We start from the raw sequence: 13,536 nt of genomic DNA on the forward strand, positions 1-13,536 counted from the left end.
GCCGGTCCGCGCAGCCGCCAGGCGGTCGAGGCGCGCGCGCGCTGGTCGCGGCCCTCGTCGCCGAGGGCGTGCGCGACGTCGTGCTCGCGCCCGGCTCGCGCTCCGCACCGCTCGCGTACGCGGTCGCGGCCGCGGCGGACGCGGGCCTGCTGACGCTGCACGTGCGCGTGGACGAGCGGACCGCGGCCTTCCTCGCGCTCGGGCTGTCCCGGGGGAGCGAGCCGGTCGAGCGGCCGGGGGGCGTACGCGTCCCACGGCCCGTCGCCGTCGTGACGACGTCCGGCACGGCGGTCGCGAACCTGCACCCCGCCGTGCTGGAGGCGCACCACGCGGGCGTGCCGCTCGTGCTGCTCACGGCCGACCGCCCGCACGAGCTGCGCGGCACGGGCGCGAACCAGACGACCGCCCAGGCGGGGCTGTTCGGCCCGGCGGTGCGGTACGCCGTCGACCCGCCCGCTCCCGACGGCGCCCCGGCGAGGTCCGCGACCTGCTCGCGGTCGCGGGGCGCGCGCTCGCCGCCGCGACCGGCGCGCGTGACGGCCACCCGGGGCCGGTCCACCTCGACCTCGCGTTCCGCGAGCCGCTCGTGCCGTCCGCCCCCCTGGAGACCGACCGGCCGGGGCCGGTCCCGGATAGCGCCCCCGGGGACGGCGGGGACGCGTCGTGGCGCACGGTCGCCGTCCCGGCGCTCGTGCGCGCCCCGGACGTCCCGCCGCCGCGCGCGCACCGTCGTCGTGGCGGGCGACGGCGCCGGCCCGGACGCGCGCGCGCTCGCCGAGGCCCGCGGCTGGCCGCTGCTCGCCGAACCGTCCTCGGGGGCGCTGGGCGGGCCGCGGGCCGTCGCCGCGCACCCGCTCGTCCTCGGCGTGGCCGAGCTCGTCGACGACGTCGAGGCGGTCGTCGTGCTCGGCGGCCGACGCTCTCGCGCCCGGTGCAGCGGCTCCTCGGCCGCCCCGACGTCGCGGTGACCGTCGTCGCGCCCGGCGCCGGACCGTGGCCCGACGCCGCGCGCAACGCCCGCACGGTGCTGCCGGCGCTCCCCGACGGGTGGCTCGCACCCGCGAGCACGGTCGACGACGCGTTCGTCGAGCGCTGGCGCGCCGCGAGCCGGGCCGCCGCCGGCGCCGTGGACCGCGCGACGTCGGGCGCCGTCGTCGACGGCCCGTCCGTCGCGCGCGCCGTCGCCCGCGCGGGCAGGCCGCGGGACGTGCTCGTCGTGGGCTCGTCCAGTCCGGTGCGCGACCTCGACCTCGTCGCGGGGCTCCTCGCGCCCGACGTCCACCCGGACGACCCGGGCGGGTGGGCAGGCCCGCGGGTCCTCGCCAACCGCGGACTCGCCGGGATCGACGGCACGGTGTCCACGGCGATCGGCGTCGCGCTCGCCGTCGCGCGGTCCGCGCCCGCCGGAGCGGGGGCCGACCGTCCGCGCGCACGCGCGCTGCTCGGCGACCTGACCTTCCTCCACGACGTCGGCGGGCTGCTGCGCGGACCGCACGAGCCGCACGTCGACCTCCAGCTCGTCGTCGTCAACGACGACGGCGGCTCGATCTTCGCGGGGCTCGAGCCCGGTGGTCTCGGCGCGACGTCGGTCGCGGCGGCGCGCACGTTCGAGCGCGTCTTCGCGACGCCGCACGGCGCGAACCTCGCGCCGCTGTGCGCCGGGTACGGCGTGGACCACCAGCTCGTGCCCGACGTCGCGGCGCTCCGCCACGCGCTCGCCGCCCCGAGCCACGGGGTCCAGGTGCTCGAGGTGCGCGTCCCGCGCGACGACCGCCGCCGGTCCGCGGCCGCGCTCGCCGAGCAGGTCCGCGCCGCGGTGCGCGCGGCGCTCGCGGGCTGACGGGCGGTCCGCACCGGGCCGAGTGATGCGCTCCGGTGCGAGCGATGCGCGTGGGAGTGCATCTTTCGTGCGCGAGCGCATCTCTCGCGAGGGAGCCGATCCAGAACTCGCAGCGGACTCTCAGGAAGGATCAAGCGTCGCCCAAGCGCAGGGGTGTGGAGTAGGGGGAGATCAGAGGAGGCCCACCGTGTCGAACCGACATCACCCCACCACGTCGAGCACGTCCACCACGCCGAGCACCCCCACCACGCCGCAGAGCCCGGACGCCGTCGGCGCCCCGCGGCCGGCCGCGCAGGTCCAGGGGTCGGACCACCCGCAGCTGCGCCCGACGCAGCCGCTCGAGCCGGCGCACGCGCCGCACGCGTCGCAGGACGCGCCCCAGCAGGGCACCACGGCGCACGCACCGGCGCCGACGCACGCACCGGCGCCGACGTACGCGCCCGCGGCGACCCACGCACCGGCGTCGGCCCACGCGTCGAACCCCTACGCCCCGCCCGCGGGCCACACAAGCCACACGGGCCACGCGGCTCCCGGAGCACCCGGGTCCGTGCCGCCCGCCCCGCCGGCCCCGGCCACGAGCGGCGAGCCGAGCGGCCGCCGTCGCGCCTGGGTGCCGGTCGTGAGCGCCGCCGCCGCGGCCGCGGTGGTCGCGAGCGTCGGGACCGCCGGTCTCGTCGTCGCGCTCGACGACGACGGCACCACCAGCTCCCTCGCCGAGGTCGGCCAGCAGCGCGAGACGACCGCCGCGCCGGTGTCGAGCTCGTCGTCGCAGAACCCCGACTGGGAGGCCGTGACGCAGGCCGTCGCGCCGGCGGTCGTCGCGATCCAGGTGCAGACGGAGGCGGGCGGCGGCGAGGGCTCCGGCGTCGTCATCGACACCGAGGGTCACGTGCTGACGAACAACCACGTCGTTGAGGGCGCCGTGGACGACACCGTCCAGGTCACCCTCAGCGACGGGCGCCTGTTCGAGGCGACGATCGTCGGGCTCGACCCGGCCACCGACCTCGCCGTCGTGCAGCTGAAGGACGCCCCGGCCGACCTGCAGCCCGCGACGCTGGGCGACTCCGAGGACGTGACCGTCGGCGAGTCGGTGCTCGCGGTCGGCAACCCGCTCGGCCTCGCGAACACCGCGACGACGGGCATCGTCTCCGCCGTCGACCGGCCGGTCTCCGCGTCGGGCGCCGAGGGCGGCACGTCCGTCGTCACCAACGCCATCCAGATCGACGCCGCGATCAACCCCGGCAACTCGGGCGGTCCTCTCTTCGACGCGCAGGGCCGCGTCATCGGCATCACGTCGTCGATCGCGAGCCTGTCGAGCGGGGGCGGCCAGTCCGGCTCGATCGGCCTGGCTTCGCCATCCCGGTGAACCTCGCGAGCTCCATCGGCGAGCAGCTCATCGACAACGGCACCGCCGAGCACGCGTTCCTCGGCGTCACGCTGTCCGACGCGACGGCGACCGCCGACGGCGTCACGCGCCGCGGCGCCGAGGTCCAGGACGTCACCGACGGCTCGCCCGCCGCGGAGGCCGGCATCGAGCCCGGCGACGTCATCGTCGAGATCGACGGCGACGCCGTCGGTGGTGCCGAGTCGCTCACCGCGTTCGTCCGCGAGCTCGCGGCCGGCGCGACGTCCACCGTGACGGTCGTGCGCGACGGCACGGCGCAGGACGTCGAGGTCACGCTCGCGACGCGCCCGGCGGACGACGAGCTCGCGCAGCAGGGCCAGCAGGGCCAGCAGGACCAGGGCCAGCAGGGACAGCAGGACCAGGGCCAGCAGGGTCAGGGCGACCAGGGTCAGCAGGACCCGACCGACCCGGGCAACGTCCCCAACCCGTTCGACTGGTTCTTCGGCGGTCGCGGCTGACGCACCCTTCCGGCGCGTCCCCCCGCGCGCCGGACCGGTGGTCGCCCGACGTCCCCCGGGCGGCCACCACCACGGCCGGCACGGAGCACGCCTCCGTGCGGCCGTTCGTCGTGCCCGAGGCGCGGGGGACCGGACTCAGCTGCCGAGCGCGTACCGCAGGGGCTCGAGCTTGGCCTCGGACTCGGCGAGCTCGGCCTCCGGGTCCGACGCCGCGACGATCCCGCACCCGGCGAACAGCCGCACGGTGCGCGGGTCGGTGGACGAGAGCTCGGCGGAGCGCAGCGCGATGCCCCACTCGCCGTCGCCGTCCGCGCCGAGCCAGCCGACCGGGCCGGCGTAGCGACCGCGGTCCATGCCCTCGATCTCCCGGATGAGCTCGCGGGCGACGCCCGTCGGCGTGCCGCACACGGCGGCCGACGGGTGGAGCGCGGCGGCGAGCGCGAGGCTCGTCGGCCCGGCGGCGTCGGGGCCCTCGCTCCCCGCGAGCCCGCTCCCCGCGTGCCCGGGGCCGACGCGCCCGGACGCGCTGCGGGCGAGGACGCCCGTGACGTCCGACGCGAGGTGCATGACGTTCGGCAGGTGGAGCACGAACGGCGCGTCAGGGACGTTCATCGACGAGCAGAACGGCGCGAGCGCGTGCGCCACGGACGCGACGGCGTACTCGTGCTCCTCGAGGTCCTTCGACGACCGGGCGAGGTGGGCCGCGCGCAGGAGGGCCTCGTCGTCGGACGCGCCCGCGCGGCGGATCGTGCCCGCGAGCACGCGCGACGTCACGAGACCCTTCTCGCTGCGCACCAGGAGCTCGGGCGTCGCGCCGGTCATGCCGTCGACCGAGAACGTCCAGCAGGCCTCGTAGGAAGCGGCGAGCCGCCGCAGCAGCCAGCGCGGGTCCACGGGCTCGCTCGTGTGCGCGACGACGTCGCGGGCGAGCACGACCTTCTCCAGCGCCCCCGCGCGGATGCGCTCGACGCCCTCCGCGACGACGTCGGTCCAGTCGTCGGCCCGCAGCGCGCCGTCGCGCCACGTCACGTCGCCGGGCGCCGAGACCGGGGTGCGGGAGGCGCGGGCGAGCGCCTCGGCAGGGGAGGAGGACAGCGATCCGGCGGTGTCGACGGTCGTGAGCCACGTGCGCCCGTCCCGGCGCCCGACGACGACGCGCGGGACGACGAGCGCGCCTCCCGCGCGCACGGGCTCGTGGGCGTCGTCCCCGGGGGCCGAGTCGTCGAACGCGAACGAGCCGAACGCCACCGGGCCGGTCCCCGGCACGCCGACCTCGTCGCGCACGACGGCGCGCGCGAGCGTCTCCTGCCACGCCGCCTCGGCGTCGGCGAACCGCCCCGGGCCCCAGGTCTCGAGGCGCAGCGCCTCGCCCCAGCCGACGATCCCGTCGCCGCGCCGCACCCAGGTGAGGGGCCGCGCGTCGGGCAGGAGGTCCACGAGCGCGGTGAGGCCGCCCGGGAGGTCGTCGATCTGCGTGGTCCGCACCACCAGGGGGTGGGGTTCGGTGGCGGGAGCCGACGGTTCTGCTGTCATCGACCCCAGCGTAAGCGCGGCGGCGTCCGGCTGCGGGCGGTGTGACGAGCGCGACGACGGCCCCGCCGTCGCGCGTCCCGGGGTGCGCCGCCGTCGGCGCGGGGTCGTGGAAGCATGGGCGCCATGCCCCGCGCCAGCCTGGACAAGAAGCCCACCGAGGTCGCGTCGATGTTCGACGGGATCGCCCGCCGCTACGACCTGACGAACGACATCCTGTCGCTCGGCCAGGACCGGGCGTGGCGCCGCGCGACCGTGCGGGCCGTCGGGGCGCTGCCGGGGGAGAAGGTGCTCGACCTCGCGGCGGGCACGGGCACGTCGTCGGAGCCGTTCGCGGACGACGGCGTGCGCGTCGTCCCGTGCGACTTCTCGATCGGGATGCTCCAGGTCGGCAAGGAGCGCCGCCCGGACCTGCCGTTCGTGGCCGGCGACGCGACGCGCCTGCCGTTCGCCGACGCGACGTTCGACGCCGTGACGATCTCGTTCGGGCTGCGCAACGTCGTCGACACCGAGGCCGGGCTGCGCGAGATGCTGCGCGTCGTGCGGCCCGGCGGCCGCGTCGTGATCTGCGAGTTCTCCACGCCGACGTGGGGACCTTTCCGCACGCTGTACCAGGAGTACCTCGTCAAGGCGCTGCCGCGCATCGCGTCGGCCGTCACGCGCGAGGGCGGCTCGTACGAGTACCTCGCCGAGTCGATCGCCGCCTGGCCCGACCAGGAGGGCCTCGGGCGCCTGCTGCTGCGCGCCGGCTGGTCGCGCGTCGGGTACCGCAACCTGTCCGGCGGCATCGTCGCGCTGCACCGGGGGACACGCCCCGCCGCATGACCTGTTGAGGGAGATCGCCCGCGCGCAGTGCGATCGGCCTTCGGGGCCGATCTGACGCCGTGCAGGGCGGTCTCGAGTCAGGCATGCGCGAGGCGGTCTCGCGAGACGTCGGCACGGGAGGCGCTGGCGGTGCGGGTATCCCAAGAGTTACCGTATCCGCATGGATACGGTGCGTCCAGGCGCCTTGCTGCGGCGTGCGAGGCTGCGGAGCGGCCTCAGCGCTGGTGAGCTCGCCCGGAGGGCAGGGACGTCGCGGCCCACGGTGTCCGCGTACGAGAACGGGCGCAAGAACCCGACGGTCGAGACCTTTGCTCGGCTCCTGCGCGCTACGGATCATCGGATCGACGTGGTGTCGGCAGGCCCGCAGTACCGCCGCCACGAGACCGACCGGGGTCGAACCGTCTGGGTCCCTGACGAGCTCCCGCGGCAGTCGGCGGAACGCGCGTTGCGACGCGTGCGACTGCCGCGGCGGTTGTTCTGGTCCGCGGCGCGCGACGAGTTCGACCTCGCCGATGCCGACGACCGTGCGGAGGTGTACGCAGCCGTCCTCGCCGAAGGCGAACCCGATGACATCGAGGAGTACGTCGACGGTGTGCTCCTCGTCGCGATGTGGGACACCATGTGGCTGCCACCGCCGGTTCGCTCCGCGTGGCAGCCCGTGATCGACTCCGTCCGAGGTCGCGCAGCATGAACCGAGAACCGGCGGGCTCGGATGCCGGGCCGAACGGACCGGCTGCGCACGGTCTGTCGAGCGCCCATCTTCTGGTGGCCGAGGCGTTCTTCGACCTGCCCGCGTCTCGCGGCTTCGTCGTCGCGGGCGGTGCTGCACTGATCGCTCACGGCGTGGTGGAACGCTTCACGGACGATCTCGACCTGTTCGTCGCGGCGGACGACGACGGGGTTCAGCGCGCTGCTCAGCAGCTGACCGAGGCGGCCCGTCTGCGCGGGTGGGGCGTGCAGACGCACCGGTCGAGCGCGACGTTCGTGCGCATGTCGGTGATCGTCGACGCGCACGAGCTGGTCGTCGACCTCGCTGTGGACTCGCCTCCGCTGCTGCCGCCGACCGTCACGTTCCTGGGGCCGACGATCGCGCTCGAGGAGAGCGCCGGACAGAAGCTCCTCGCTCTCTTCGGCCGGGCAGCGCCGCGTGACTTCGTCGACGTGTTCGAGCTCGCGCAGCGGTTCGGCACGGAGCGGCTCCTCCAGCTCGCCGGGGAACGTGACTCCGGCTTCGACGCGAGTGTCCTCGCCGACATGCTCGGCGCGCTCGATCGCATCTCGGACTCGCGACTCCCCATGGAGCCCGACCAGGTTCGCTCCCTGCGTGAGTTCTACGCCGGATGGCGAAGCCAGATGCGCCGTAGCGGAACCGTGACCCGCTGGCGCGTCCACCACCACAGGATCGGGTCGTCGTGGCTGCCGGCGTGGTCGAGCAGCGACTGGTCGTTCCTCGTCGGGCGCTTGCGGTCGCACTCGTGGAAGCGTAGGTCGCGGTCGCGCCAGCACAGCGACCACTGCCCGGTCGTCTGCGTCCACCGCAGCCGCGCGATGGGGGAGCGCGTGTACTCGTCGACGCCGTCCCACGGCGGGTCCGCCGCGTCGTCCCGCCGGGCGCCCGCGTGGTGGAGGTCGACGGCCCCGAGGGGTGGGTCGGCCTGCGCCGGCGGTCGCGCCCGTGCAGGTCAGACCGGTGCGGGACCGGGACCGCCCCGGGACCTCGGTCACGACTCGGCCAAGGAAGGTTCGCCTTGCTACACATCCTGCGTCGCGTGTGACTAGAGTGACGGATGTCGCATTGTGATCGACTTCACAAGGGCGGCGGAGGTGCCGTGCCCCGAGGGCGGGGGACGGTGGTGTGCATGAGCTTCGAGAGTGTTCCGACGACCGGGCAGCGAGGTGAGGACGTGCGCGGCAGCCGCGATGACGCCGACGTCATCGTCGTGGGTGCGGGCCCCGCGGGGTCGGCCGCTGCCCACTACTGCGCCGCCGCGGGCCTCGAGGTCCTGCTGCTGGAGAAGTCGGCGTTCCCCCGCGACAAGATCTGCGGCGACGGGCTGACCCCGCGCGCGGTCGCCGAGCTGGTCCGCATGGGCGTCACCGCGCGCGAGGACGACGGGTGGATCCGCAACCACGGTCTGCGCGTCGTCGCGGGCGGCCGGTCGTGGGAGCTCGCGTGGCCGGACCTGGCCTCCTACCCGAGCTACGGCATGGCGCGCGCCCGGCACTCGTTCGACCGCACGCTCGCGGAGCACGCGCAGCGCAACGGCGCGAAGCTCCTCGAGCGGACGACCGTCACGGGCCCGGTGCTCGACGACCGCACCGGGCGGGTCGTCGGCGTCACCGCCCGGCCGGTCGACGACCGGGGACGCCGCGCGGGCGACGACGTGACGTACCGTGCGCCCGTGGTGGTCGCCGCCGACGGCGTGTCGTCCCGGTTCGCGCTCGCGCTCGGCCTGGCCAAGCGCGAGGACCGCCCGATGGGCGTCGCCGTGCGTTCGTACTACCGCACACCGCGCCACGACGACGCCTGGATGGAGTCGCACCTGGAGCTCTGGGACGGCGCCCCGGGCCGCTCGAACCTGCTGCCCGGGTACGGCTGGATCTTCGCGCTCGGCGACGGCACGGCGAACGTCGGCCTCGGCTCGGTGAGCTCGACGCCGGCGCGGCAGTCGGCGTCGGGCGTCGACCACAAGGACGTCTTCGCGCGGTGGCTGCGCAACGCCCCACCCGCGTGGGAGCTCGCGGAGGAGAACCGCCTCGCACCGGTGCGCGGCGCCGCCCTCCCGATGGGCTTCAACCGCACGCCGCTGTACACGAAGGGCGTCCTGCTCGTCGGCGACTCCGGCGGCATGGTGAGCCCGTTCAACGGCGAGGGCATCGCGTACGCGATGCAGGCCGGCCGGACGGCGGCGGACGTCGTCGCGCAGGCCCTCGCGCGCGGCACCGGGGCCGGGCGCGAGCGCGCGCTGCAGACCTACGCGCGCACGATGCACCGCGAGCTCGGCGGGTACTACACGCTCGGGCGCTACTTCGTGAAGCTCATCGAGCACCCCGAGATCATGCGGATCTGCACGCGGTACGGGCTGCCCCGCCCGGTCGTCATGCGGTTCGTCCTCAAGCTCCTGTCCGACTGCTACGAGCCCCGCGGCGGCGACTGGGTCGACCGCGTCATCGCGGGCCTGACGAAGGTGGTGCCGTCGTCATGAGCCCCTGACCCGGGCCGGCAGGTGAGCAACGGCAACGACGCCCCATCACTTCCCCCACCGTGACCCCGGACGACGTCGTCCGGGGATCCCGAGCCCCCACTCGAGGAGTACGCGATGACCAACCCGTACGTCCCGCTTCTCGTCCTCATGGGCGTGGCCGCCGTGCTCGCCCTGGGCGGGGTCGTGGCCAGCGCGGTCATCGGCCCGAAGCGCTACAACCGGGCCAAGCTGGACGCGTACGAGTGCGGCATCGAGCCCACGCCCCACGCCGTCGGCGGCGGGCGCTTCCCGATCAAGTACTACCTCGTCGCCATGACGTTCATCGTCTTCGACATCGAGGTGGTCTTCCTCTACCCGTGGGCGGTGGACTTCGCGACGCTCGCCACGTTCGGCCTCGTCGCGATGCTCGCGTTCCTCGCGCTCATCACCGTCCCGTTCGTCTACGAGTGGCGCCGCGGGGGGCTGGAGTGGGACTGACCGCCACCGGCACGCACCGCGCACGTCCGCACTGCTAGCAGGCACCAGGAGGACAACCATGGGGATCGAGGAAGCTCCCTCGGGCTTCGTGCTCGGGACCGTCGAGGACCTCGCGGGCTACTTCCGCAAGGCGTCGCTGTGGCCCGTGACGTTCGGCCTGGCGTGCTGCGCGATCGAGATGATGGCCGCCGGCGCGTCCCGGTTCGACCTGTCGCGGTTCGGCATGGAGGTGTTCCGCGCCTCGCCGCGCCAGGCGGACCTCATGATCGTCGCCGGCCGCGTGAGCCAGAAGATGGCCCCGGTCGTGCGGCAGGTCTACGACCAGATGAGCGAGCCCAAGTGGGTGCTGTCGATGGGCGTGTGCGCCTCCAGCGGCGGCATGTTCAACAACTACGCGATCGTGCAGGGCGTCGACCACGTCGTGCCGGTCGACATCTACCTGCCCGGCTGCCCGCCGCGCCCGGAGATGCTCATCAACGCGATCCTCGCGCTGCACGAGCAGATCCGCGAGGAGCCGCTCGGCGTGAACCGCAAGGAGGCAGCCCGCGCGGCCGAGGCCGCGGCGCTCGAGGCGACGCCCACGTTCCGGATGAAGGGGCTGCTGCGATGACCGCGGGCACGGGCGGCGGTCCGGGCGGCGGCAGCGGCCCGGGCCAGGGCGCGGCGAGGCCGGTGCCGCAGCCGGAGGAGGTCCAGGGTCCGCGCTCGGCCGACCTCGTGCCGGGCTCGCACGCGCCCCGCACGCTCGAGGTCGTCGAGGTGCGCACCGGCATGTTCGGCGCGCAGGGCTCGGGGGACACGTCCGGGTACGGCGGCCTCGTGCAGCCGGTGGCCATGCCGGGCGCGCGAGCCGGCCGTACGGCGGCTGGTTCGACGACGTCGTCGACACCCTCGCGGTCGTGCTCGCCGAGGCGGGCACCTCCGCGGCGGACGCGGTCGAGTACGTGAGCGTCGACCCGCCAGGCCCGCACGCCGAGCTGACCCTGCACGTGCACCGCGACCACCTGGTCGAGGTCTGCCGGGCGCTGCGCGACGACCAGGACCTGCGCTTCGAGCTCAGCCTCGGCGTGAGCGGCGTGCACTTCCCCCACGACGTCGGTCGTGAGCTGCACGCCGTCTACCACCTCACCTCGGTGACGCACGGGCGCCGCCTGCGGCTGGAGGTCGCCGTGCCGGACGCCGACCCCCACGTCCCCTCGACCACGTCGGTGTACCCGGCGAACGACTGGCACGAGCGCGAGACGTGGGACTTCTTCGGGATCGTCTTCGACGGCCACCCGTCGCTCGCGCGCATCGAGATGCCCGACGACTGGCCCGGCCACCCGCAGCGCAAGGACTACCCGCTCGGCGGATCCCGGTCGAGTACAAGGGCGCGACCGTGCCCCCGCCGGACACGAGGAGGTCGTACTCGTGAGCACGCACACCACCGGGACGCCGCACGCCACGCGCCCGCCCGTCGGCGACTTCGAGCCGGGCGTCCCGAGCTTCGAGGCGTCGGGCGGCGACTGGGCCGAGGTCGCCGAGAGCGCGGTCGCGGCCGCGGCGCTCGGCGAGGAGCGCATCGTCGTCAACATGGGCCCGCAGCACCCGTCCACGCACGGCGTGCTGCGCCTCATGCTCGAGATCGACGGCGAGACCGTCACCGAGGCGCGGTGCGGCATCGGCTACCTGCACACGGGCATCGAGAAGAACATGGAGTACCGGACGTGGACGCAGGGCGTCACGTTCTGCACCCGCATGGACTACCTCGCGCCGTTCTCCCAGGAGACGGCGTACTGCCTCGCCGTCGAGAAGCTCCTCGGGATCACCGACGACGTGCCGGAGCGGGCGAGCGTGATCCGCGTCCTGCTCATGGAGCTCAACCGCATCGCGTCGCACCTCGTGTGCCTCGGCACGGGCGGCAACGAGATGGGCGCCACGACCGTCATGACGATCGCCTTCACGCGCGCGAGGAGATCCTGCGCGTGTTCGAGGCGGTGACGGGGCTGCGCATGAACCACGCGTTCGTGCGGCCCGGCGGCGTCGCGCAGGACGTGCCGCCGGACCTCGTGGAGCAGGTGCGGACGGCCGAGCCGCTGATCCGGCGCTACCTCGCCCAGCTCGGCGACCTCATGCTCGCCAACCCCATCTTCAAGGGCAGGCTGGTCGGCGTCGGCCACCTCAACCTCGCCGGCTGCATGGCCCTCGGCATCACCGGCCCGGTGCTGCGCTCGACCGGCCTGCCGTACGACGTGCGCAAGACCGACCCGTACTGCGGCTACGAGACGTACGACTTCGACGTCCCGACGTCCGACGGTGCCGACTGCTACGACCGCGTCGTGCTGCGGATCGAGGAGTGCTACCAGTCGCTGCGCATCGTCGAGCAGTGCCTCGAGCGGCTGGAGGCGACCGCGGGGCAGCCGGTGATGGTGGGCGACCGCAAGATCGCGTGGCCCGCGCAGCTCGCCGTCGCGAGCGACGGCCAGGGCAACTCGCTCGAGCACATCAAGGAGATCATGGGCACCTCGATGGAGGCCCTGATCCACCACTTCAAGCTCGTGACCGAGGGTTTCCGGGTGCCGGTGGGCCAGGCGTGGCAGACCGTCGAGCACCCGCGCGGCGAGCTCGGCGTGCACGTCGTGTCCGACGGCGGCACCCGCCCCTACCGGGCGCACTTCCGCGACCCGTCGTTCAACAACCTCCAGGCCGTGGCCGCGATGTGCGAGGGCGGCCAGGTGGCCGACGTCGTCGTCGCCGTCGCGTCCCTGGACCCGGTGCTGGGAGGGGTGGACCGATGACGACCGACGCCGGAGCGGTCACGGACGGCACGCCCGCGGGCGGCGCGCGCCGGCGGCCGGGCTACGACCCGCGGACGCACGCGCGCCTCGCGGCCGACGCCGCACAGATCGTGGCGCGGTACCCGCAGGCCCGGTCGGCCCTGCTGCCGATGCTGCACCTCGTCCAGGCGGAGGACGGCTACGTCTCGCGCGACGGCATCCTGTTCTGCGCCGAGCAGCTCGACCTCACGGCCGCCGAGGTCTCGGCCGTCGCGACGTTCTACACGCAGTACAAGCGCCACCCCAACGGCACGTACACGGTGGGCGTGTGCACGAACACGCTGTGCGCGGTCATGGGTGGCGACGCGATCTTCGACGAGCTCGCCGACCATCTCGGCGTCGGCCACGACGAGACCACCGACGACGGCGCGGTCACGCTCGAGCGCATCGAGTGCAACGCGGCCTGCGACTACGCGCCGGTGATGATGGTCAACTGGGAGTTCTTCGACAACCAGACCCCGGCGTCCGCGACCGACGTCGTCGACCGCCTCCGCGCCGGCGAGCAGGTGGCCCCCACGCGCGGGGCCGCGAGCGTCTGCACGTTCAAGCAGATGAGCCGCGTCCTCGCGGGCTTCACCGACGGCCGCGCCGACGAGGGCGTCGGTGCCGGCGAGCCCACCCTCGCCGGCCTGCGCCTCGCGCGCGAGCACGGCTGGACCGCCCCCGGTGCCGACCAGGCCTTGCTCCCAGCGGAAGGCGAGACGGACGCAGAGGCGGGGGAGGCGGCGTCGGGGGCGAAGGGCGTGGCGGGCCTGGCGGGAGGAGCCCGAGGAACGAGGCTCCGGATGGTAGCCCGAGCGCCGACGCCGCCTCACCCGCCGGAGGCGAGCCCAGCCCAGGCGGCGTCACCCCAGAGCCGGGCGAGGAGCAGTCGAGCGCGGACCGACCGCCGGTCACGCCGGAGGACACCGCCGAGGGCGGCAAGCCCGGGACGCCGGAGCGCGAGGGTGACGCGTCGAGCCCGGACGAGCGTCCGGCG

The 13,536-nt window shown here is 74.8% G+C and carries 11 protein-coding genes and 5 pseudogenes; 14 read left to right on the forward strand and 2 right to left on the reverse strand.

From position 1 onward, the window contains the following. The 4 genes from BJF88_RS22250 to BJF88_RS22265 form a co-directional block, all read left to right on the forward strand. Positions 1-968 (forward strand): thiamine pyrophosphate-binding protein (locus tag BJF88_RS22250; protein WP_255372016.1); only part of this gene is annotated, 968 nt, incomplete at its 5' end. After that, positions 932-1,840 (forward strand): 2-succinyl-5-enolpyruvyl-6-hydroxy-3-cyclohexene-1-carboxylate synthase, encoded by a 909-nt coding sequence (locus BJF88_RS22255; RefSeq protein ID WP_255372017.1) that lies wholly within the window; start codon positions 932-934, stop codon positions 1,838-1,840. The genes BJF88_RS22250 and BJF88_RS22255, both read left to right, overlap by 37 nt. A 187-nt stretch (positions 1,841-2,027) precedes the next feature. Further along, complete coding sequence (locus BJF88_RS22260; RefSeq protein ID WP_075829134.1) at positions 2,028-3,206, forward strand: S1C family serine protease; 1,179 nt, start codon at positions 2,028-2,030, stop codon at positions 3,204-3,206. Beyond that, entirely contained in the window at positions 3,203-3,703 is a 501-nt protein-coding gene (locus BJF88_RS22265; protein WP_075829136.1) for a S1C family serine protease, read from the forward strand. The genes BJF88_RS22260 and BJF88_RS22265 overlap by 4 nt, the downstream gene beginning before the upstream one ends. Before the next feature lie 135 nt (positions 3,704-3,838). On the opposite strand, the gene BJF88_RS13060 is transcribed toward BJF88_RS22265, so the two are convergent. Further along, the gene (locus BJF88_RS13060; RefSeq protein WP_075829137.1) at positions 3,839-5,236 is read right to left on the reverse strand and encodes an isochorismate synthase MenF; all 1,398 of its coding nucleotides are present in this window, start codon (positions 5,234-5,236) and stop codon (positions 3,839-3,841) included. A 123-nt stretch (positions 5,237-5,359) separates the two neighbouring features. Between BJF88_RS13060 and BJF88_RS13065 the strand changes: the two genes are divergently transcribed. From BJF88_RS13065 to BJF88_RS22280, 4 genes and pseudogenes are all read left to right on the forward strand, one after another. Beyond that, a complete protein-coding gene (locus BJF88_RS13065; RefSeq protein ID WP_075829230.1) occupies positions 5,360-6,058 on the forward strand; it encodes a demethylmenaquinone methyltransferase in 699 nt (232 codons plus the stop codon). A 160-nt stretch (positions 6,059-6,218) separates the two neighbouring features. Then, a pseudogene (locus BJF88_RS22270) lies at positions 6,219-6,377 on the forward strand (helix-turn-helix transcriptional regulator); the annotation flags it as partial. Positions 6,378-6,512: 135 nt separating this feature from the next. Then, positions 6,513-6,749, forward strand: a complete 237-nt coding sequence (locus BJF88_RS22275) for a hypothetical protein (RefSeq protein ID WP_255372030.1) — start codon at positions 6,513-6,515, stop codon at positions 6,747-6,749. Further along, positions 6,746-7,252: pseudogene (locus tag BJF88_RS22280) on the forward strand (nucleotidyl transferase AbiEii/AbiGii toxin family protein); the annotation flags it as partial. The gene BJF88_RS22275 and the pseudogene BJF88_RS22280, both read left to right, overlap by 4 nt. A 137-nt stretch (positions 7,253-7,389) precedes the next feature. Here BJF88_RS22280 and BJF88_RS22285 read toward each other — a convergent pair. Next, positions 7,390-7,608 (reverse strand): DUF3024 domain-containing protein, encoded by a 219-nt coding sequence (locus tag BJF88_RS22285; protein ID WP_369824616.1) that lies wholly within the window; start codon positions 7,606-7,608, stop codon positions 7,390-7,392. 354 nt (positions 7,609-7,962) lie between these two features. Between BJF88_RS22285 and BJF88_RS13080 the strand changes: the two genes are divergently transcribed. The 6 genes and pseudogenes from BJF88_RS13080 to nuoE form a co-directional block, all read left to right on the forward strand. Then, on the forward strand, positions 7,963-9,264 hold the full coding sequence (locus BJF88_RS13080; protein WP_369824606.1) for a geranylgeranyl reductase family protein: 1,302 nt from the start codon (positions 7,963-7,965) through the stop codon (positions 9,262-9,264). Between the two features lie 114 nt (positions 9,265-9,378). Continuing rightward, positions 9,379-9,741, forward strand: a complete 363-nt coding sequence (locus BJF88_RS13085; protein ID WP_069387233.1) for an NADH-quinone oxidoreductase subunit A — start codon at positions 9,379-9,381, stop codon at positions 9,739-9,741. Between the two features lie 58 nt (positions 9,742-9,799). After that, positions 9,800-10,351: an NADH-quinone oxidoreductase subunit B family protein gene (locus BJF88_RS13090; RefSeq protein WP_075829143.1), complete on the forward strand. Its 552-nt coding sequence runs from the start codon at positions 9,800-9,802 to the stop codon at positions 10,349-10,351. Further along, positions 10,348-11,155 (forward strand): annotated as a pseudogene (locus tag BJF88_RS13095) (NADH-quinone oxidoreductase subunit C). Before BJF88_RS13090 ends, BJF88_RS13095 begins: the two are co-directional and overlap by 4 nt. Further along, positions 11,152-12,518 (forward strand): annotated as a pseudogene (locus BJF88_RS13100) (NADH-quinone oxidoreductase subunit D). Before BJF88_RS13095 ends, BJF88_RS13100 begins: the two co-directional pseudogenes overlap by 4 nt. Further along, positions 12,515-13,291, forward strand: a pseudogene (gene nuoE, locus BJF88_RS13105) (NADH-quinone oxidoreductase subunit NuoE); the annotation flags it as partial. The pseudogenes BJF88_RS13100 and nuoE, both read left to right, overlap by 4 nt. Positions 13,292-13,536 lie beyond the last annotated feature (245 nt).

The sequence above is a fragment of the Cellulosimicrobium sp. CUA-896 genome, from assembly GCF_001942335.1.
GTDB lineage: Bacteria > Actinomycetota > Actinomycetes > Actinomycetales > Cellulomonadaceae > Cellulosimicrobium.